Raw genomic sequence first — 21078 nt, forward strand, 5'->3', positions numbered from 1 at the left:
TCTTATTCTGAAGCCCCATCGTTAACGGCAACCACGTTTTCCTGTAGATCGGATAGTTTACAATGGAGTACTTGGCCCGCACCCAAAAAACGGTAGCGGAGCCCCACAATTCTTCCTACGGATTCGTTGTACGAACCCGAAAACAACTCACGTTCCTCCGAGGATACGGTAAGTCGTTTGTTTTCAACCCTAATTATTAGATTCCGGGGGACGGAAAGATCTACACCCAGATTGGATAGATCGTGCTCTTTTCCACTGAGATAGACGTCATTCAGCATAATTCCAATTTCGGACACACATCCCTGGATAGCAAAAGGGATTACAAGAGCTCCCTTGGTCCCTAAAATGATAATGCCCATGTTTTGGCACACCGCCCATTTTTCCCGATAGGTGTTTTGAACAGTGGATTCCAATAGAAAATCGTCTCCAGATATTTCTGGAAAATCCTCCACCAAATGAAAAGTGGACATAAGGGGATCTTTGTTTTGTGCAATTTCCTCCAGAATTTCGGAAGGCATCTGGAGCTTGTTTTCAAACACATCCGCATTGGAAAGGTATTTGGGGATGGGAGTGTAGTCCACCGTGCCCATCCAACCTTCGGATTTGATAAACAGATCGTGCTGCTTGATCACTTTTCCATCTACCAAAAGTTTGGCCCTAAAGTAACCCGGCCGGTAATATTGTCCGGTGGCTTGCTTTTGCCCCGGATTCAAATCAATGGTCTTGGTGGGATCCCAATACTGCTGAATATGGATGCTGTCGGATTGGATGGAACCCAGGTCCAAATCAAAAACCACAGAGTTGGGGAGCCCCTTGGCAATGGGCTTGCTGGTAAATACAATAGTGGAGGGGTCAATTACCTCGGAAGCCTCACGGGTTCCTTTAAGCGAAAAGAACGAGATAAAAATCACTGTCATTACCGAGGCGCTCAACATGATCACCCCAAGATTGGCACTTACAATTCGGGCTAGGGGATTTTGCTTTTTAATGGAGGTGCGTCCCTTAAAATCGCGCCAGTTTTGGAATCCTGCAAACTGGGCCAAAGTATTCAAGGTTGTTTTACTGGGTGCACTTTGATAATCTATCCGGCCCCACAGCCTTTTTAACGTTACCGGACTAAGGAGCACTTTGGTTTTTTCTTGGATGCGCTCACTCAATTCCACAAAAACATCGTTGTGCCAATTTTCCGAAGCGCCCCACCCCAAATTCTCCTCAATTTGAAGCAAACATTTCCGCACCAATTTATGATCAGGGTACATCCTTTGGTTTTTGGGTAAAGATCACAAAAAAAATGCAGCCTGAACGGGATTGAATCAACTTGAACCAACTTGTTTTTGGATTCCAGCCTTCTTATGGGAGCTTCGTGGAATCAAAAAAACTGAACAGTCATGATCAAAAAATTTATCCTTTCAACAATATGTTTATTTAGTTTGACCCTGGTTTTCGGTCAAGATACCGTTCCCATGGATACCGTCAACTTAAAGATGAACACTTCTTCATACCTCTTTGAAAATTTCAAGGGACAGGAGACCGTGTACTTTAAAGGCGGAACCATTGGAGTAAAAGATGTGTCCTTTTTGAACGGTACAATAGAATACGATATCTATTTGACCGAAGATCGGGGTTTCCCAGGAGTGTACTTTAGAATTGACGGCGATAACGCAGAGCAATTTTATATTCGTCCGCATCAATCTGGAAACCCAGATGCCAACCAAGCCACACCGGTGACCAATGGACTTGCCAATTGGCAGTTTTACTTTGGCCCCAAATATTCCTTTCCCCATAAATACACATTCAATAAATGGACCCATGTCAAGGTTGTTGTCAATGGCCGCCGGGCACAGGTTTTCTTGGACAACGCGGAAACCCCACAGCTTTCTTGGCAATTGTTCCACGAGCCAAAAGCCGGGGGAGTTAGTTTTTCGGGGGGACTTGTACGGGGCTTTCATATTGCCAACATCAAAATAGACCACCAAACCCCAGTAATCGAAAATTTTAATCCAGGAACGCGTAAACCCATTGAAAACGTAATTGAGGAATGGACCGTTTCCAACAAATTTGAAGAAAAGGAGTTGGACAATCTGGATCATATTGATGCCTTACTATCCCGCCTTAAATGGAATAACAAAATCTATGTTGAGGAGGGTGTTGCTGCCAACATAGCCAGGGTCGTTAAGATTGATGGAGATATTCCGGGGAATACGGTTATTGCCAAGTTGACCATTACCTCGGACAAAGACCAAGTTAAACTTTTCGATTTTGGCTACAGCGACAGGGTAGTGGCTTTTTTGAACAACAAACCCATCTATAAGGGGAACAATCGCTTCCGAAGTAGGGATTATAGATATCTGGGAACCATTGGACTTTTTGATGGGATATACCTCAATCTCAAAAAAGGAAAGAACACCCTACTGCTGGCCGTTTCTGAAGATTTTGGGGGATGGCTGGTTACTGGAAGGTTTGCGGATCCAACGGGGGTGCGCATAAAATAAAACACATCAAAAAACGAACAATCCATGAAAACGAAATCATATATACTTACCATTATTTTCACCCTTGCCCTTGTGGTTGCGGGGCAGGCGCAGGACATGCTGGTGGCCACAAAAGTTAGCCCCAAGTCCAGCATAACCCAGCGCATTGGTACTACGGATGTAACCGTGGATTACCATAGTCCCTCAGCCAAAAACAGAAAAATCTTTGGAGGAATAGTACCCTTTAATTTTGTGGTGGATGGGGTGGAATACCCCTGGCGGGCCGGATCTAATCAAAATACCACCATTGAATTCACCCATGATGTGAGCATCCAAGGAAAACCACTCGCCAAAGGGAAGTACGGGCTCCACATTTTTGTCCAGGAAAAGGAATGGACCTTTATCTTTTCCAACAACTCGGAAAATTGGGGGAGTTTTAGCTATAAAAAAGATGAGGATGCCTTGAGATTGGTGGCAAGCCCAACCACAAGCCCCTATCAAGAAAACCTGAGATACGACTTTGTGTCCCTGCAACCGGAAACCGCGGAATTGGAATTGCGATGGTCCACCCTGAAATGCGGAGTGGTAATTGCTGTTGATGTGAATGCCAATGTGCTTGCCGATTTAAAGGCGAAGGAAGAAAAGACCGTGGATGATTATGTCAAAATTGCACAGCTAACCGCATCCTCCGGGCAGGATAAAATTGGTGAAGCCTTGGACTACGTGGAAAAATCGTTCGAATTGGGACCGGAATTCCGTAACCTAATGTTGAAGTCCCAGTTATTGGCCAAACAGGGGAAGCAACAAGAAAGCCAAAAGTTTAAGGAACAAGCGTTGGAGCAGGGGAAGGGCTTCCCTTATTTTTATTACTTTCCGCTTAGTTTTATGTTGTTGGAGAACAATGCAGGTAAAACCTATAAACTTCTGTCGCAAATGCTCCAAGAAAATCCAGAAAATTGGATTGCCAACTTGGCTATGGGGGAATACTACATCAAGGCGGGCGACCAAAAAAAGGCGACTTATCATTTCGGGAAGGCCTATGAGCATGCCGGAGAACGCTCCAAAGACTACACACGTTACATGTACTTGTCCAACAAATTGATTTTGGAAGGGAGTTAAGCTGTCTGAAATTGGAGGGCTTGACCGAAGGCTGACCAAATTTCCTTATTTTCCATTATAAAAAATAAGATGGGCAGTATACGAATTTTGGTGGCGGGAATTGGAGGAGTGGGTGGCTTCTTTGGAGGCCTGCTCGCCAAACAATTTGAAGATAACCCAAAGGTGGAGGTAAGCTTTTTGGCCCGGGGAGCACATCTAAAGAAAATCCAGGAAGCTGGCTTAACGGTTATTGAGGGCGAGGAGCAGTTTGAGGCCGTTCCCAAATTGGCCACGGACAAGGCCAGCGAAATTGGCAAGGTGGATTATATTATGGTCTGCACCAAAAGCTACGACTTGGAACAGACCATAGCACAATTGGCACCTTGTATAGGTTCACATACGGTGATCTTGCCCCTGCTCAATGGGGTGGACTGTAGGGACCGTATCCAAGAATTGGTGCCCAACAACCTGGTTTGCGATGGCTGTGTGTACATTATTGCCAGACTATCGCGCCCTGGGGTGGTGGAGAATTTGGGCAATATTAAAAAGCTGTTCTTTGGGATGGAAGGCGGTTCCGATGCCCGACTATATGCCCTGGATAACCTACTACGAATAGCTGGGGTTGCGGTGACCCTCACTCCACATATTGAAAAGGTGATCTGGGAAAAGTTTGTCTTTATCTCGGTAATGGCCACGGCCACCACCTATTTTAATGCTCCTGTTGGTCCAATACTAGCCGATGCTAATAAGAGAAATATCGTTACCGCTCTGGTAAACGAAGTGGCTCTAGTAGCCGAGGCAAAGGGCATTGCCATTTCCAACAACATGGCCGAACAGGTGTTGGCCAAACTGGAAAGTCTGCCAAGTGCTGCAACATCTTCTTTACATAGTGATTTTGAAAGTAAGAGGAAAAAGAATGAAATTCAATCCTTAATAGGTTATGTTGTTACCGAAGGAAGAAACCAACAAGTCGACACGCCTATTTATGTCCGGTTATTCTCGGAAATTCTTGGTAAAACATCATAAAACAGTTAAACTTGGTTAGCAATATGTTGTAACAAACCTTCCATTTTTTGTGTTACGGAATTGGAAATTATGAGGACTTATAATTCCACATCTTCTTACATTTGGGTTCTAGGTCCCTTTAGAACCAAAAGCAACGACCACCATACCAATGAAGACAACCAAGCTTATACTTTTAGCCGGACTGTGGGTATTTTTCTCCTGCGAACCGAGCGAACCTGAACCAAAAAAATACAATGTACTTTTTATCATCGCTGACGACCTTACCACCACGGCGGTTTCCGCTTATGGCAACGAACGGAACATCACTCCGAACATCGATGCGCTTGCCTCAGAGGGAACCACATACACCAGGGCCTATTGCCAATATCCGGTCTGCGGGCCTTCCAGGGCTTCCTTTTTATCAGGCTATTATCCCAACGCGACCACGACTTATGGATATGTAAGTGGTCGGGAGAACATTGGCGACGATCGGGAAACATGGCCCCAACTTTTTAAGAACAACGGCTACTATACCGCCCGGGTAAGCAAAATCTACCACATGGGCGTTCCCATCGACATTGAATTGGGCTCGGATGGCAAGGATGACCCGGCGTCGTGGACGGAGAAATTCAACAGTCAGGGCCTGGAATGGCAAGCCCCAGGGGACGGTGAGCTTGTACAAGGAAACCCTGATGGTTCCAAACCTATTAGAGGGGGTAATGTGATGACGATAGTAAGGGCAGATGGGGATGATCTATCCCATTCCGATGGAAAAACGGCAGCAAAGGCTTCCGAATTAATCCGGCAACACAAGGATAATCCTTTCTTTCTGGCCGTTGGTTTTGTAAGGCCACACGTACCCTTTGTTGCCCCAAGAGCCGATTTTGAACCTTATCCCTACGAACAAATAGAGCTGCCCCACAACTTTGAGGAAGACTGGGACGATATTCCAAAAAAGGGAATCAACTATGTGACCAGCATTAATGCCCAAATGGATTCCATCCAGAAAAAAAAGGCCATTTCGGCCTACTATGCTTCTGTTTCCTATATGGACAGGCAGGTGGGGAAGGTGCTTAAAACCTTGGAAGAGGAAGGCTTGGAAGATAATACCATCGTTATTTTTACTTCGGACCATGGTTTTCATTTAGGGGAACACGAGTTTTGGATGAAGGTCAGTGTAAAGGAAGAATCGGCCAAGGTGCCCTTGATTGTTAAAGTTCCTGGAAAGAAGCCTGCCGTTTGTAATTCGTTTGTGGAGCTGTTGGATCTATATCCCACAGTTGCCGAGTTGGCCGGTCTACAATATTCCGAGCATCTGCAGGGGAAAAGCTTGACCAAAACCTTGGATGACCCGACGCATAAAGTTCGTGATATGGCGTTTTCCGTCACCCAAAATGGAGAAACCTTTTTGTTGCGTACCGATAAATGGGCCTTTATCCAATATGGAGAGGATGCTTCGGAAGGTATGGAGTTGTTCGATATGCACCAAGACCCCGAACAATTCACCAATTTGGCAAAGTTTCCCGAGTTTTCTCAAGAAGTCAGCTATTTTCAGGATAAATTGAAGCAAAAATTAAAAGAAGTAAGAACCAACGACCTCGAAATAGAGTATACCAAAAAATGATACCAAAAACCACCAAACACCTTCTAGCAATGGTTTTATTGTGGACTGTAATCTCTTGTAAATCAGAAAAAAAAGAGGTTGAAACCCATCAGCAACCCAACATCATATTGATCATGGCCGATGACTTGGGCTTTGAAACCTTGGGGGTGAACGGGAGCAATAGTTATACAACCCCAAAATTGGATAGACTTGCCAGGGAGGGAATGAGGTTTACGCATTGCTATTCCACCCCTTTGTGTACGCCATCCAGGGTACAGCTCATGACGGGCAAGTACAACTTTAGGAATTACATAGGGTTTGGAATGCTGGACCCCAATGAAAAGACTTTCGGGCATTATTTGAAGGAAGAAGGGTATACCACCTTTGTGGCTGGTAAGTGGCAATTGCTGGGAAACGGCCATCAACAGGAATTGGCCGGAAACAGGGTGGGTACCATGCCCAATGCCGCGGGTTTTGATGAATTTTGTTTGTGGCAAGTGGATGAACGGGGCTCCCGCTATAAGGACCCTTTGTTGAGCACAAGCAAAAAAGGCATTCAGGAGTACCCGGGAAGGTTTGGTCCGGATATATTTGTGGATGAAATCAATGCGTTTATGAGATCCAACAAGGACCAGCCCTTTTTTGTGTATTATCCCATGGTGCTAACGCATGACCCCTTTGTGCCAACCCCGGAAAATCCCGAATTCATGGATTTTGATGCCAATTCCAAAACCAACGACCCCAAATACTTTGGGGAAATGGTACAGTATATGGACAGACTTCTCGGCCGCTTAGTGGCAGAGGTGGAAACGCTCGGAATCCGGGAGAACACTTTAATAATGTTCGTGGGGGATAATGGCACGGACAGGGATGTCACTTCAGTGATTAATAATGAATCCCTAAAAGGCCACAAGGGATACACCACCAATGCCGGGACGCATGTACCTTTTATTGCCAGTTGGCCAGGCCACATTAAATCAGGAAGTATCAACGACAATTTGATAGATTTCACGGATTTCCTTCCCACATTAATGGAGACGGCCGCACAGAAGAAGTTAGGCCAGGATGTAACGGACGGCTTGAGTTTTTATCCACAATTGGTAGGGGAGGACTATACCCCAAGGGATTGGATTTTTTGCCATTATGCACCGAATTGGGGGAAATTTGAAAACAAAAGGTATGTACAGGACAAGTCCTGGAAACTTTATGAAAGTGGTGCGCTTTATGATTTGAGCAGCGATGGCCTGGAACAGCAGCCATTGGTCTTAGAAGAACAACCACCCCATGTGAAGGAAAGGGTGGAAACGTTTAAAAAGGTATTGGCCGAGTACAGATAACGACAAAAATCGGATATTGTATTTAATCAATAAAGCCTATTCCTTAATTTCGAATGTACGCAGCAATCCTTTGGCCGTCGGATTTGGGACTTCGGAGATAAGCACATATTTTCCAGGATCCAACTGAACGGTAAAAAATCCGGTACGGCCTGCGGGCATATCGTTTACCCCACCCAAAAAGGTGAGTCCTTCGGGAGCCGGTTCCATCAGTCCGGTAGGCGTGGCCCAATTCATCCAGTTTTCCAGTTCTTCCATACTGGCATCCTCGCTTAGTTTTACCAGATTTATGTCGTGTCCAACAAAATTTTCATGCACAATCTGATCCACAAAGTGTACAGCAAAGGTTTGAAGTCCACCCACAATGGAATCCTTGGTGAAAATTCCATTGGAACTGGAGACGCTAAGATTAATATTGGCCTTTAATTCCTGATTCCCCGATTTTTGTTCCGAAACCACCAAATCCTTGGTCATTCCCATGGAAGTATGGAAGATGCCATTGCTCATTTTCACGTAGCACTCAAGTATATAGTTGCCCGGTTCGAGATATAATGTGGTTTCTCCGGATACCCCAGGAGACAATAATCCGGTGCCGCCCAAAAAAACAACCTCTCCAAACCATTCGGGCAATTGGCCAAAAGCTTCCATAGCCTCGTCCATTTTGCCCTCGTTGATAAGTTTCATTCCAGCATCGAAAATGGGGCCGATTACCTTCTCGGCATCTTCCGAGGTTTTTCCAGGGGGGTACTTGTCAACCAGAAAAAAATGGGTCTGGGGGGATTTATTGATATATCGAAACGTGTTCCAACCAGAAGGTATGGTATCGACCATCTGAAAATCCATTTTCTCGGAGACAATCTCGATTACTTTGCTATTCGCTTCCTCTGATTCGGAAACTTGCTTCTTGTCCGTTTTACAAGATTGCATGGAAAGCATCGCTCCCAAAAAGAACATTAGTATGGGGCTGGCGTAAGTTCCTATGAAGTTTTTTGTGGTTTTCATGATAAGGATTATTAAGCATTCCCCACCAGCAACGGTGACGAATATCCATTTAAAAACTTGAAGGGGAACTACGAATGGTCAGCAATGTAAGTTAAGAAAAAATAACGAATAACACGCTTACTTTTAACAAGTTACAAGCTGTCAAAAATCAAATTAGATACCAAGCATGGGTAAATGCTTGACCTTATGATAGGTTAGTGCAGCTTTTATGCAGGCTTTTAATTCTTCTTTGGGTAATTCGCTTTCCAAGGGTAGAATAATGGCCCGATTGCTTTCATAGCCCAATTGATTATTGAAAATGGATTTGAAAGTGGACACCAAACGACTGGAGCATTGAAAATAGAATGCATATTGGTCAGGGGCTTTGGGTTTCCAGTCCATCCGTAAGGTACTGCCTTGTGGAGTCACAAAACTGGGTTCTCCCCATTTAAGGGTCTCTTCCAATTTGGTAATGGTTGCTATTTCGTTGGCTGTTTCCAACACCAAGTTCCTAAGTCCTTCCATTTTTTGTCGTATCCCTTCGGGATAAGCAGACAATTTGGCTTCAAATTCTGGCTGGGTGGTGACTTTTAGTTTTGTCATATTCAAATCTAATTGAATTTATTGGAAGCCTATATCTATCCCAACATTAATGACTTCAGGCAACCTTATCACGTTTTTTTGAGTCTTCCAAATAGAACCAATTCCAATCAACATGGTCAAAAGGCTGCATTATATTGACTGGCTTCGCGTCATCGCATTTGGCACCCTCATTCTTTTTCATTGTGCCGTGCCCTTTGTGGAACATTATACCTGGGAAATCAACAACAAAGAAACTTCCCCCTGGATTACGCGTGTTATTTGGTGGCTGCACCAATGGCGCTTGCCCTTGCTGTTTTTTATCGCAGGGGTGGGAGTACGCTTCTCTTTAAGAAAAAGATCTATTCCTGCTTTTGTCGGAGAACGTTTTGTTCGATTGTTCATACCATTGGCCTTTGCCATTTTTTTTATCACTCCTTTCCAAGTTTATTTTGAATGGTTACAAAAGGGGAGAATAAAAGAGGGGTTCCAGGATTTCTACCCCATGGTTTATGAAATAGTGCCCTACCCCGATGGGGCTTTTACTTGGAGCCATATGTGGTTTGTCGCCTATCTATTTGTCTTTACAATCCTGTTGCTTCCCATTTTTTCCATGTCCAAGGTGAAATGGTTTGATCGTCTGAAACCTTTTTTCAATGCACTTTTTAGAAGTCCAATTTCCCATTTGGCATTAGCTCTACCATTTGTTCAGTATTATTTTCTCTTATATATCGATTGGCCAGAGCAAGGCAGCCTTATAAACGATTGGTATGTATTTGTTTCATCCATAACTTTTTACATATTCGGTTTCGTATTGGGGAATCTGGAAACATTCTGGCCGACCTGCTTAACTTACCGAAAGTTTTTTGCACGGATAGCTCTTGTGTTGGCCTTGGTTCTTATTTGGCAATATTTCTGGAACTGGGAAGTCAACAAACCCCAAGAGCAGGAACAGATATACGTATTTGGTTTGTTGAACGGCTTTCATATTTGGACCATTATTCTGGCTTGCATTGGATATACAATGAAGTACCTGAATTTTGAGAACAAGTATTTGAGTTATTTAAATACTGCAGTCTATCCTTTTTATATCATGCACCAAGCCGTGATTGTTGCGAGCGGGTATTATATACTGCAATTGGAATTGCCTATAGCTGTCAAATTAATGCTGTTGATCGTGATTTGCTTGGGTGCTATATGGGTGTTGTACCATTTTATCATTCGTAACACCATTTTAACTCGTGTATTGTTTGGAATGAAATGGAAGAAAAAGAATGCAAAAATTCCTATTCCTTGATGGTTTTGATATAATGAACTAAGACATCTTCCTTTCGGAACCCGATTTTTTCGTGAAACTGTTGGGCGTCCTTGTTCCAAAGCCAAGTGTCCGAACCCATTTCGGTACATCCCTTTTCTTTGGCCCAAACCTCTGCCTGGTCAAAAAGTTTCCGTGCCAAACCATGTTTGCGATAAGGTTCCTTCACATAGATCATATCCACATAACCCACAGGAGATGTTGTAGATCCTTCAACATAGTCAACCCTCAGGGAAGTGCTTACAAATCCAACAGCGGCCCCCGCCTCCTTCGCCATAAATGTCTGTTGGTTGGATTTTTCCAGAATGGTCTTTAAGCCTCTTTCCACTTCATCTGCGGGGTAGTCTTTAAATAGCCGCAAAGCCATTTCTTTCCAATCTGGAAAGTCGGGTGCTGTATATGGGACAATGGTGAGTTGTTTCATCTATCTGCAAAATTAGGTATCCGGATGTAAAAATATTAGGTTTTATCTAGGTTTACCACAATTTTACCATGGTGCTTTCCTGTACCAAAATACTGTACCAATCGCGGGAGTTCTTCAAAGGGATGAGGGCCATCAATGGGACATTTGAGCATGCCTTGTAACCATAAGGTTGAAACCTTTTCCAGTCCCAAATTGGGTTTCAAAGCTAAAATCTGAAACCGCTTCCCGGTAATTAGGGAGGCCAATCTTCCCCAAATTGCAAGGGATAGCAGACTACCTACTTTTCCGCCCACAGTGATGTAGTTTCCTTTGGGAGCAAGCGAACGCACCAATGTAAAAGCGGAACGGGTACTCTTGCAATCCAGAATGTGGTCATATTGAATCTTGTTTTTGGTGAAGTCACTTTTTGAATAATCGATTACATGGTCAAAACCCAGGGCAAGCATTTGCTCCAACTTCCTTTCGGAATCTACCCCGGTGACCTCGCAATCCTTAAGCTTGGCCAATTGCAGTGCAAAGGAACCCACTCCGCCACCGCCGCCATTGATCAGTACCTTTTGCCCTTTTTGCAGCACTACCTTATCCCAGGCTTGTAGGGCCAAAAGGGAGGCGTGGGGGAGGGCAGCGGCATCAATTAAATCCAAACCTTCTGGAATCTTCCGTACGGCCTTTTCGTTAACACAAAGGTGTGTTGCAAAGGTCCCAAACCCATGATCGGAAATGTCACCAAAGACTTTGTCCCCAATTTTAAGGTCTTTTACCTGGCTTCCCACTTGGGTAACTATTCCAGCCAATTCCATTCCCGGAATGTTCTTTTTGGGTTTGAACAAACCAAACATTAGGCGATATAAAAAAGGCTTACCGGTGACCATGGCCCAATCGTAATCGTTGACCGTGGTGGCTTTTATGCTGATTTGCACCTCCTTTTCTTTGGGCAAAGGTGTAGGGAATTCCTGAAGTTGGAGTACTTCTTCAGGATGACCATAAGACGTTTGGAATATAGCTTTCACGCTGTACGAAGATCAGAAATTTTATTCCAATCTAAAAAACTACTGCGAGAGGCAGAATAACAAAGTCGTATTATTTGAGATTGCTATCGACTATCTCAAAACTAAAGGAAGCCCTACCACCAGTTGCGGTCCAAAAATTAAAGAGACTTCCCCAAGAACCATCGGGGTCCCCTTCTTTTGCAAAATTCTCCAAGTTGGCATTTAGGGTGTCCAATTTATCTTGCGGTACCGATTCTGTAGAAAGTACCACCACGAGGGCCTTAAATGCTGTTTGAGCATTACCGAAGGAAGGAATCCGATTGCCATGCTCCGCAATAATATTTGCCGCTGTATAAGTTGTTAGTGCATCCGCAGTAAAAACACCAAACTCACCTGTTGAAGCAGGGTTTTCAGCCACAATGACCGGCTCCAAATCATCAGCATCAATAAGTCCCATCGCATAAAGTTCCAAATTGGCATAGGGTACGGAGTTTCCACCATTGGCCACAGCGCCAAAACCAACTTCGCCGTCGACACTTCCCCGATATCGGCCACCGCCTAGATCTTCAATTTCCTCAAAGCCACCCAACTGGCCTCCAACGCTGGAATACCCCCAATGTCCTCCCGCAGCAGTAGGGATGATGCCATGATTGGTCCAATAATGCTGGATTTCATGCAAGAAAGGTCCATTTCTAATATACTCGGCACGGGGCATATGGATGACGGTCTTTAATTTTCCCAAGGATCCAAAGGAAGCGGTATTGTCCCAAATACTTCTCCCAAGTCCCTCTATATCGTTTTGTGCAGGTGTCGATAGGCCATAGTACAGGTTATCAGGTTGTGAATCCTCCACATTTAGGATAATGATAAAATCAAAGTCATCATTGAAATATTCATAGACTTTGTTGGTTACCATTCGCATATCGCCCTCATCCTCCAAGAATTTATTGTATTCACTTTCGGAAAGGATCAAATTGGTGAATTGGTGTGATTCATCTATGGTAAAACCATCTTCCAAGATCAAGGAAGAAGGAGCTTCAGGCTCCTCGGTATTGTCCGAGTCATCTGGATCGTCGGTATTTTCATTGTCCTCACCGTTGGTATCGGTCATCTCATTTTCCGATTCCGTGTCGGGCGTCACTTCCTCAGTACTGCATGAAAGCACTACAATTGAAAGCAAAAGACAAAAGGCAAACGCGAGGTAAGATTTAGGGTTGCTCATAGGTGTTCATTTGTTTATAGCAACGAAATCCTTTCATCCATATTTTAAACAAATGCAAGATCTCGATGAAATGCGGTGCCCATTTGCAATATCCCCAATCTAATTATCTTTGAACAAATCTTTATTGAATGACGAATGCACCGAATTGGCAGACAGCCATCGAATTTGAAGATATCACTTATAAAAAGTGCGATGGCGTGGCTCGCATTGCCTTTAATCGCCCTAACATACGTAATGCCTTTAGACCCAAAACTACCAGCGAATTGTATAGGGCTTTTTATGATGCCCAGGAGGACACTTCCATTGGCGTAGTTCTGTTGTCGGCGGAAGGACCTTCCACCAAAGATGGCAAGTGGGCTTTCTGCAGCGGTGGTGATCAAAAGGCTAGGGGACACCAAGGTTATGTAGGGGATGATGGTTACCATCGATTGAATATTCTCGAGGTTCAGCGGTTGATTCGGTTTATGCCCAAAGTTGTGATTGCCGTGGTTCCCGGATGGGCTGTTGGGGGCGGACATAGTCTTCATGTGGTTTGCGATATGACCCTTGCCAGTAAGGAACATGCCATTTTTAAACAAACCGATGCCGATGTGACCAGTTTTGATGGGGGATACGGTTCTGCCTATCTGGCGAAAATGGTCGGACAAAAGAAGGCGAGGGAGATTTTCTTTTTGGGACGTAACTACTCTGCCCAGGAAGCTTACGAAATGGGAATGGTAAATGCTGTGGTCCCGCACGACGAACTCGAAGCAACTGCATATCAGTGGGCCCAGGAAGTACTGGCGAAATCCCCGACTTCCATTAAAATGCTAAAGTTTGCCATGAATCTAACCGACGACGGAATGGTAGGTCAGCAAGTCTTTGCGGGCGAAGCCACCCGATTGGCCTATATGACCGAGGAGGCCAAGGAAGGCAGAAACGCATTTCTCGAAAAACGGAAACCCAATTTTGGCAAGAATAATTGGATTCCGTGATACAGTTATCAATGTCCAATGTCCAATGATCAATGTGCAATGATTATTGTTGATTTCTAAATTGCTTTATTGGGGAGGCACACCTGTGAAGATTGGTGCAAAAAGTTTGGAACTGGCCTAAACTAAAAAGAGCCTTGCCACTTGGGTCAAGACTCTTTTACGAGAACACTATATGAAAATGAAAAAATTTACTTTCTTAATTAATACATGGTAAATGTACCACCAGTGTTCCCGTAAATGAAATTATTGTTGTGAAGTACGCTTTTGTTGTGGTTTGCCGTCTTTTTTGGGATATCTGCTCGATTTAAGGTACACTTTTCACGACAGCGGACAGGAATCCATTCACATCAAATTCAGGCTCTTCGGCCAATCCTGTGCGCACAACCACCAAATCCTTGGAAGGAATCACGAACACATACTGCCCTTGATAGCCATTGCAGGAAAACAGATCCTTGGGTACATCCGGGTATTTGCCCCCAGCGTTTAACCAAAAATGTGCCCCGTATTGTTCTTCGGAATCTTCAGTCGGGGTAACAATGTAATCCACCCAGGCTTCGTTAAAAATGCGTTCACCGTTCCACATGCCCCTATCTAGATATAGTTGCCCAAATCGACCCCAATCCCTGGTACTTGCCCACGAATAGGAGGAGCCTACGTAGTTACCTGCAATATCTGCCTCCAGAACCATGGAGTGCATCCCAATTTTGTCGATAAACGAGGTGTACGGGAAATCCAGGTATTCTTGATGTGATCTAAACTGTTGGCGTAAAATTCCGGATAGCAGGTTGGAAGTCCCAGAGGAGTAGTTCCAAATTTCTGTGGGTTGTGCCACCAAAGGTTTCTCCCGTTGCAAGGAGGTCATATCACTTTCAAGAAACAACATACGGGTTACATCCGAAATTTTGGAATAATCCTCATCCCATTCCAAACCACTTTGCATGCGCAAAAGGTGGTTCAGGGTTATTTGTTTTCGCTCATCATTTTCCCATTCAGTGATCGGTGCCGGCCAATTCACATCCACTTTTCCTTGATGTTCCAATACCCCATAGCAAGTCGCCATCACACTTTTGGTCATGGACCAACCTAAAATGGGGGTGTCTTTGTCAAATCCATCAACATATTTTTCCGCAATCAAATGTCCTTTATACAGGATCAATAGAGTTCTTGTTTTCTGGATTTCGGCATTTCCAAAAGCCATGGCCATGGCCTTATCAAGTTGGTCTTGGTTTACTTCGGAAAGAATCGTGTCACTTGGTGCAGCCTGCCCATAAGGATATGGAATGGTATCCTTGGTAATTGTGCGATTGGGTTTAAGCTTAAAACTTTCTGAGTCGTAATCATCATTGACAAGCACCGTTCCCAATCCTTGTCGATACACTGCGGTGCGTTCCATTAGCCCATAAACGGTTGAAGAAGCTGATTTTTCTTGCTGGTCGACCTCGGTATCTGCCAATTCAATTAGCGGAACATTATTGTCGTTTTGTGTGATGGAAGCCGCGGCACGTTCTGCCACAAATACCCCGGAAGCCATATTCTTTGAAGCATAGCCGGAAATGATGGTGAGTTTCGGGTAATTGAGATAGATGACCACTCCAATAATCAAGAGTAGTAATAGTAAGATGCGTTTAAGTAGTTTCATGGAATAAGATTTATCGTAATTTAAGGGTACTAAATATAAACATTTAGCTATGTCCAACATAGGAATGATCATAGAAGAACGCAGTCGTGATATTGGCGACTTTTTGGTAGGTAGACTAATTCCCTTCCGAAAAAAGAGAATGATAGGCCCCTTTATTTTTATAGATCATATGGGGCCAACAACCTTAGGCCCAACCAAGTATATGGATGTAGATCAACATCCGCATATAGGGCTTTCCACTTTGACTTACCTCTTCGAAGGAGAAGTTATGCATCGGGACAGTTTAGGGACGGAACAGTTGATCAAACCAGGTTCTGTAAATTGGATGACGGCCGGTAGCGGGGTTTCCCATACCGAAAGAACCCCGGATAGTTTGCGAAATGGAAAAATGTTTCGGGCCCAAGGGTACCAGATTTGGGTGGCCTTACCTAAAAATTTGGAAGAGATGGACCCTTCGTTTCATCACACCCCTGCTGAAGAATTGCCTAGGTGGGTGGAAAACGGTGCCCAATTTACCTTGGTTGCCGGTGAGGGGTATGGGAAAAAGTCCCCGGTTCCAACCTATTCCCCACTTTTTATGGTGGAAATAATATCCGAAGAGGAATTTCAGCTTGAAGTGAATGGCAAGCTTAAAGGAGAGATTGGCATTTGTATCGATAAGGGAAGTATTGAAGCTTGTGGGGAACATGTTGAAAAGGGAAATATCGTGGTGAGCAAGGTGGAAGATACTTGTAACATCCAAGTTAATGCAGGTTCGCATCTATTATTGTTCGGTGGGGAGCCGTTTCCGGAGGATCGTCATATTTACTGGAATTTTGTGTCTTCGAAGAAGGAAAAGATTGAAAAGGCTAAAACCAAGTGGGCGGATAAAACCTTTCCCATGATGGAAAATGACAACACCTACGTTCCGCTTCCGCCGCAAAGATTTTAGGATTATGTACTTTAGTTAGGCCGTTATATGGAATCCCTCGGAAAAATATGGTTATGTATGTGTGCTTTGGCGGCTTGTGCCCAACCCCAACCACCGGAAGTTTCCCAGCCCAAATATGAATGGATTGCCCTGGAGGTCACGGCTTCCGCCTACAATTCAGTTCCTTGGCAAACCAAGAAAGAGCACCCCAATATAGCTGCCTGGGGCGATACCCTCAAGCCTGGGATGAAGACTATAGCGGTTTCAAGGGATTTGTTGAAAATGGGACTTAGTCACAATACCAAAGTACTAATCGATACATTTCCGGATACCTTTTATGTAAAGGACAAAATGAACCGCAGATGGAAAAACCGAATTGATATTTACATGGGGAACGACATCAAACAAGCTAGGGAATGGGGCAAACGACAATTGCAAATCTGCTATCCCGTACCCATAGATTCATCACTTACAAATAACTAACACACTATGAAAAAAATCTCATGGATATTCTTTTCAACCCTTTTCATCTGCTCTTGCTCTGTTCAAAAAGAAATTGTGGACAAACCCATTGTATTTGACGCACAGCGTTTCGGGCTTACCATGGAATATCTTTCCCAGAGGTACAATCTAAATTGGGAAACTCCCCAAATCACTCCGAAAATAATTGTGTTGCATTGGACGGCAATCCCTGACTTGAAAAAATCCTTCGAAGCTTTTGAAAAGCCCACCTTACCAGATTGGCGCCCGGATATTAAAGGTGTAAGCGGACTTAACGTCTCAGCGCATTTTTTGGTAGATCAAGACGGAACCATTTATAGGTTAATGGACGAAACCACCATGGCCCGGCATGTAATTGGTCTTAACCATTGCGCTATTGGAATTGAAAATGTCGGGGGTACCAAGGAGACTCCCTTGACCAGGGCGCAGCTAAAAGCAAATATTTTTCTTGTGGATTATTTGGCCTCCAAATACAATATCGAATATGTTATTGGTCACCAGGAGTATACCCAATTTGAAGGGCATCCACTTTGGTTGGAGGTTGATGATGGTTATCGGACCAAAAAGACAGACCCAGGAATGGATTTCATGAATAAAGTGCGAAAGGCCACAAAAAAATTTAATTTTAAGCCCGTACCTACAAATCAATAATATGCAGCATACAGTCACCGCTCTTTTTTTTGGCCTCTTGTTCTCCACCTGTTTGGCCCAGGAAACCCTTACCACAAAACTCTATGGTACCTATGGGACCTATAAAGAAACTTCTTTGGAAAAAAGAAGGATCAAACACCATCAAATACAACCTTTGATTCAAAAATTCGATGCCAACCCGAAATTTGAAGTTCGTAAGGTAGGGGAGTCCATTGAGGGTCGGGACCTGCATCTTATTAGTATAGGCTCAGGGGAACAAAATATTTTTCTTTGGTCACAGATGCATGGGGACGAACCCACTGCAACCCAGGCCGTTTTCGATATTCTTAATTTTTTGGATGCCCCAGAATTTGAAAACGAAAAACAGGAAATCCTATCCAAGCTAAAATTGCATTTCCTGCCCATGTTGAATCCCGATGGGGCAGAAGTGTACCAACGTAGAAATGCACTTGGGATTGACATTAATAGGGATGCCCTACGTTTGCAATCCCCAGAAGGAAGGGTTTTAAAACGGATCAGGGACAGTCTGGATGCCAAATTTGGTTTCAATCTACATGACCAGAGCACATACTATAATGCCGAGCTAACGAATAAGCCCGCAACAATTTCCTATTTGGCAACGGCATACAACTATGAAAAGGACATCAATGAGGTGCGTTCCAATGCCATGAAAGTGATTGTGTTCATGAACAATATCATCCAGAACTATGCGCCAGGACAAGTGGGGCGCTATAGTGATGACTTTGAACCCCGTGCTTTTGGGGACAATATTGCCAAATGGGGAACAAGTCTTATTCTAATTGAATCCGGTGGGTATGCCAACGATAGAGAAAAGCAGGAAATTAGGAAGTTGAACTATGTTTCCATTCTTTCCGCCCTGTATACAATCGCCATGGAGAATTACAAGGATATTCCCATTGCCGATTATGAAAAGATACCCAAAAACGACCGCAAGCTCTTCGATCTAAAAATTGAAAACGTGACCTATAATCTTTTGGGACGGGACTATATTTTGGATTTGGGGATTCTTCGCCAAGAAGTGGACTTGGAAGGGCATGAAGATTTCTATTTCAAAAGTATCATTATTGACCAAGGGGATTTGTCTACCTATTACGGTTATGAAACCTTCGATGCATCCGGGTACACCGTGGTCGCACCCAACGTGTTTCAAGGGGAAACCAAGAATCTTGGTGGCACAACGGGAGCACTAAAAAATGGAGTTGCCTATCTATCTTCGCAGAATTTGGCTCCTGGGGCTTTTTCGAATGAACCCTTAAACCAGATTCAGCTTGGGTACCAGCTCCCGGATTTTAAACTGGCAGTGGGGCAAAACCCAACCTTCTTTTTGGCAAAGGAGGGGGCAATTACCCATGCCGTTATCAATGGGTTTTTACTGGATTTATCAAAGCCTGTAGCAGGCCAAAAATTTGGAAACGCCTTGATCTACCGTTAATATCCAAATTGGATATTCATTTCGGTTCCATACCGGAGCAATACGATCAGCATAATGAATAGTGTGCAGACGATCGAAGCGAACAGGGAAAGAACCATCCCTTTGAACCCTCTTGAAAATGGGCCTATCGCGCTATTTTTGATTATTTCTTTTACTACATCCATGACATTGAGTTTGAGTTGAACTTTTTTTACATAGTTATTGGGATGCAATTAGTTGTTGTCTGTATAAATAGAACAACTGTTGGTCTAAAAACCCTACTTTGGGTACAATGACCGCATTGAAATTCCTACCTTGAATGCTTCAAAAACAAGACAAATAAGAATAAAATGAAAAAATGTAGCTTGATTTTAGTGCTTCTGGCAATCGTTCAATTGGGAAATGCCCAGGAAACCAGCCTTTTTAATGGCAAAAACCTAGATGGATGGATCAATCACGGGGAAGAAAAATGGTACGTTGAAGATGGCCTTTTGGTTTGTGAGAGTGGCCCTAAAGCACTATACGGTTATTTAAGTACCGATAAAAACTACAAGAATTTTGAGCTAACCCTTGAGTTTAAACAAGAAAATAATGGTAATAGCGGAGTCTTTATCCGGTCTACTTTTGAGGGCACAAAGGTTTCGGGCTGGCAGGTAGAGGTTGCTCCTCCCAATAAGCATACCGGTGGTATTTACGAATCTTATGGTCGCGGTTGGTTGATAAAGCCTGCACCCGAAAAAGAAGATGCCCTAAAAATGGGGGAGTGGAATACCTTGAAAATTTTAGCTGATGGCCCTACCATTACCTCTTGGCTAAACGGGGTGCAAATGGTTCAGATCACCGATGACAAAATAGGCGCCGGTGAAGGTGCTATAGCCCTACAGATTCACGATGGGGGCGGAATCAAGGTAAAATGGAGAAATATTAAAGTAAAACCTTTGGACTAAGGCCTTAGGATTTACTCATACTGAGTTGGCTTAACCAAGGTGATCTGCAGTTTTCGGAATTCTACCGGGCCGTGGTCACCTTGGATCATTATGGGACCTGGTTGCCACTCCCTACTATCCAGTGCGCCACCCGTTATTCCTGGGATGGTCTGATCACTGATCACCGTTTTTCCGTTGGCAACAATGGTCACTCTTCTTCCAATGAGGGTGATTTCATAGGTCTGCCATTCGTTTGCAGGTTTTGCTGCATTTTCGTTTGGCTCTATAAACCCGTAGATTCCTCCAAAATAGATGTCCGAAGGCTCAAGTCCAATATTGTCTGCAATCTGTACTTCGTATCTTCCACGTAAATAGATGCCGCTGTTGCTTCCCTCAGGATATCGAAATTCTGCCTTCAATTTAAAATCCAGAAATTTCTCGTCACTTATCAAATTAGCCCCCGATTTTGGGCTTGTAAGTATCCCATCTTTTATTACCCACTGGTTTTTCCCATCCGTATGCCATCCCTTAAGATCTTTTCCGTTAAAAAGGTCGATGGGTTCATCCCAATCTGGATTGGCATTATAAGGTAGGGGTGGGGATTTGGCACCGGTCCACTGGTGTACAGATCCATCGGTATAGGTCATGGTCCCACTAAGGGAATTCCCAGAAAGTTTCCCTTCAATTTTCATGTCCTGTCCTTCCGGTTCCCATTGTCTCGGAATACTAAAGGAAAAACCATCGTCGGTTACTTGGATTTCCGAAATGGGTCGGGCACTACCGTTATAGGAAACATAGCGACCAATAAGCGTTGCAACTCCTGATTTTCTGACTTCCAGCCAAGAGGGCACCGTTTTTCCATTGAATTCCACTTCCAAATCCCATCGGCCTTCCAGAGGGTTTGCTTGTTGTGAAAATGCGAATGATGTAATGAATAGAACAATACCTAGGCCTATATACCTTTTGAGGGTGAAAATCATGGTGTAAAAATTTAATTGCTGCGAAAGATACAGATAAATCAGAA

Annotated in this window: 21 protein-coding genes; 12 read left to right on the forward strand and 9 right to left on the reverse strand. The window is 43.9% G+C overall.

All coding sequences use genetic code 11. The annotated features are described in order from the left end of the window. Positions 1–2: 2 nt before the first annotated feature. Positions 3–1259, reverse strand: a complete 1257-nt coding sequence (locus tag M3P07_RS05420; RefSeq protein ID WP_249968876.1) for a hypothetical protein — start codon at positions 1257–1259, stop codon at positions 3–5. A 129-nt stretch (positions 1260–1388) separates the two neighbouring features. Between M3P07_RS05420 and M3P07_RS05425 the strand changes: the two genes are divergently transcribed. The 5 genes from M3P07_RS05425 (at position 1389) to M3P07_RS05445 (ending at position 7514) form a co-directional block, all read left to right on the forward strand. After that, positions 1389–2492 (forward strand): hypothetical protein, encoded by a 1104-nt coding sequence (locus tag M3P07_RS05425; protein ID WP_249968877.1) that lies wholly within the window; start codon positions 1389–1391, stop codon positions 2490–2492. A 24-nt stretch (positions 2493–2516) separates the two neighbouring features. After that, the gene (locus tag M3P07_RS05430; RefSeq protein ID WP_249968878.1) at positions 2517–3590 is read left to right on the forward strand and encodes a DUF2911 domain-containing protein; all 1074 of its coding nucleotides are present in this window, start codon (positions 2517–2519) and stop codon (positions 3588–3590) included. A 69-nt stretch (positions 3591–3659) separates the two neighbouring features. Next, positions 3660–4595: a ketopantoate reductase family protein gene (locus tag M3P07_RS05435; protein WP_249968879.1), complete on the forward strand. Its 936-nt coding sequence runs from the start codon at positions 3660–3662 to the stop codon at positions 4593–4595. Between the two features lie 148 nt (positions 4596–4743). After that, on the forward strand, positions 4744–6198 hold the full coding sequence (locus tag M3P07_RS05440; protein ID WP_249968880.1) for a sulfatase: 1455 nt from the start codon (positions 4744–4746) through the stop codon (positions 6196–6198). Between the two features lie 29 nt (positions 6199–6227). Next, entirely contained in the window at positions 6228–7514 is a 1287-nt protein-coding gene (locus tag M3P07_RS05445; RefSeq protein ID WP_249968881.1) for a sulfatase family protein, read from the forward strand. 36 nt (positions 7515–7550) lie between these two features. Here M3P07_RS05445 and M3P07_RS05450 read toward each other — a convergent pair whose 3' ends face one another. After that, a complete protein-coding gene (locus tag M3P07_RS05450; RefSeq protein WP_249968882.1) occupies positions 7551–8513 on the reverse strand; it encodes a hypothetical protein in 963 nt (320 codons plus the stop codon). Positions 8514–8666: 153 nt separating this feature from the next. Continuing rightward, a complete protein-coding gene (locus M3P07_RS05455) occupies positions 8667–9095 on the reverse strand; it encodes a DUF1801 domain-containing protein (protein WP_249968883.1) in 429 nt (142 codons plus the stop codon). 112 nt (positions 9096–9207) lie between these two features. Between M3P07_RS05455 and M3P07_RS05460 the strand changes: the two genes are divergently transcribed. Continuing rightward, positions 9208–10368 carry an acyltransferase family protein gene (locus M3P07_RS05460; RefSeq protein WP_249968884.1) on the forward strand — a complete coding sequence of 387 codons (1161 nt, stop codon included), beginning with the start codon at positions 9208–9210 and terminating at the stop codon, positions 10366–10368. Here M3P07_RS05460 and aac(6') read toward each other — a convergent pair. From aac(6') to M3P07_RS05475, 3 genes are all read right to left on the reverse strand, one after another. Then, positions 10358–10810, reverse strand: coding sequence for an aminoglycoside 6'-N-acetyltransferase (aac(6'), locus tag M3P07_RS05465; protein WP_249968885.1), 453 nt, complete (start codon positions 10808–10810; stop codon positions 10358–10360). The genes M3P07_RS05460 and aac(6') overlap by 11 nt on opposite strands. Before the next feature lie 35 nt (positions 10811–10845). Continuing rightward, positions 10846–11820 (reverse strand): NAD(P)-dependent alcohol dehydrogenase, encoded by a 975-nt coding sequence (locus tag M3P07_RS05470; RefSeq protein WP_249968886.1) that lies wholly within the window; start codon positions 11818–11820, stop codon positions 10846–10848. Between the two features lie 70 nt (positions 11821–11890). Continuing rightward, positions 11891–13021: a hypothetical protein gene (locus tag M3P07_RS05475; protein ID WP_249968887.1), complete on the reverse strand. Its 1131-nt coding sequence runs from the start codon at positions 13019–13021 to the stop codon at positions 11891–11893. A gap of 128 nt (positions 13022–13149) precedes the next feature. Here M3P07_RS05475 and M3P07_RS05480 point away from each other — a divergent pair, with 128 nt between their 5' ends. After that, positions 13150–13995 (forward strand): 1,4-dihydroxy-2-naphthoyl-CoA synthase, encoded by an 846-nt coding sequence (locus M3P07_RS05480; protein ID WP_249968888.1) that lies wholly within the window; start codon positions 13150–13152, stop codon positions 13993–13995. Between the two features lie 304 nt (positions 13996–14299). On the opposite strand, the gene M3P07_RS05485 is transcribed toward M3P07_RS05480, so the two are convergent. Then, positions 14300–15634, reverse strand: a complete 1335-nt coding sequence (locus tag M3P07_RS05485) for a serine hydrolase domain-containing protein (RefSeq protein WP_249968889.1) — start codon at positions 15632–15634, stop codon at positions 14300–14302. Between the two features lie 49 nt (positions 15635–15683). On the opposite strand from M3P07_RS05485, the gene M3P07_RS05490 reads away from it, so the two are divergent. From M3P07_RS05490 to M3P07_RS05505, 4 genes are read left to right on the forward strand one after another with little or no spacing between them, the layout of a single operon-like run. Beyond that, the gene (locus M3P07_RS05490; RefSeq protein WP_249968890.1) at positions 15684–16565 is read left to right on the forward strand and encodes a pirin family protein; all 882 of its coding nucleotides are present in this window, start codon (positions 15684–15686) and stop codon (positions 16563–16565) included. 57 nt (positions 16566–16622) lie between these two features. After that, positions 16623–17027 carry a 3D domain-containing protein gene (locus tag M3P07_RS05495; RefSeq protein ID WP_249968891.1) on the forward strand — a complete coding sequence of 135 codons (405 nt, stop codon included), beginning with the start codon at positions 16623–16625 and terminating at the stop codon, positions 17025–17027. Between the two features lie 6 nt (positions 17028–17033). Next, positions 17034–17696 carry a peptidoglycan recognition protein family protein gene (locus tag M3P07_RS05500; RefSeq protein ID WP_249968892.1) on the forward strand — a complete coding sequence of 221 codons (663 nt, stop codon included), beginning with the start codon at positions 17034–17036 and terminating at the stop codon, positions 17694–17696. A gap of 1 nt (position 17697) precedes the next feature. Then, positions 17698–19149 (forward strand): M14 family zinc carboxypeptidase, encoded by a 1452-nt coding sequence (locus tag M3P07_RS05505; protein ID WP_249968893.1) that lies wholly within the window; start codon positions 17698–17700, stop codon positions 19147–19149. Here the strand turns inward: M3P07_RS05505 and M3P07_RS05510 are convergent. Next, positions 19146–19313 carry a hypothetical protein gene (locus M3P07_RS05510; RefSeq protein WP_249968894.1) on the reverse strand — a complete coding sequence of 56 codons (168 nt, stop codon included), beginning with the start codon at positions 19311–19313 and terminating at the stop codon, positions 19146–19148. The two genes, M3P07_RS05505 and M3P07_RS05510, sit on opposite strands and share 4 nt — an antisense overlap. Before the next feature lie 165 nt (positions 19314–19478). Here M3P07_RS05510 and M3P07_RS05515 point away from each other — a divergent pair, with 165 nt between their 5' ends. Then, positions 19479–20075 carry a 3-keto-disaccharide hydrolase gene (locus M3P07_RS05515; protein WP_249968895.1) on the forward strand — a complete coding sequence of 199 codons (597 nt, stop codon included), beginning with the start codon at positions 19479–19481 and terminating at the stop codon, positions 20073–20075. 11 nt (positions 20076–20086) lie between these two features. On the opposite strand, the gene M3P07_RS05520 is transcribed toward M3P07_RS05515, so the two are convergent. Continuing rightward, the gene (locus M3P07_RS05520; RefSeq protein ID WP_249968896.1) at positions 20087–21034 is read right to left on the reverse strand and encodes a 3-keto-disaccharide hydrolase; all 948 of its coding nucleotides are present in this window, start codon (positions 21032–21034) and stop codon (positions 20087–20089) included. Between the last annotated feature and the right edge of the window lie 44 nt (positions 21035–21078).

Origin of the sequence: Flagellimonas myxillae, from assembly GCF_023502235.1 — a bacterium.
GTDB lineage: Bacteria > Bacteroidota > Bacteroidia > Flavobacteriales > Flavobacteriaceae > Flagellimonas > Flagellimonas myxillae.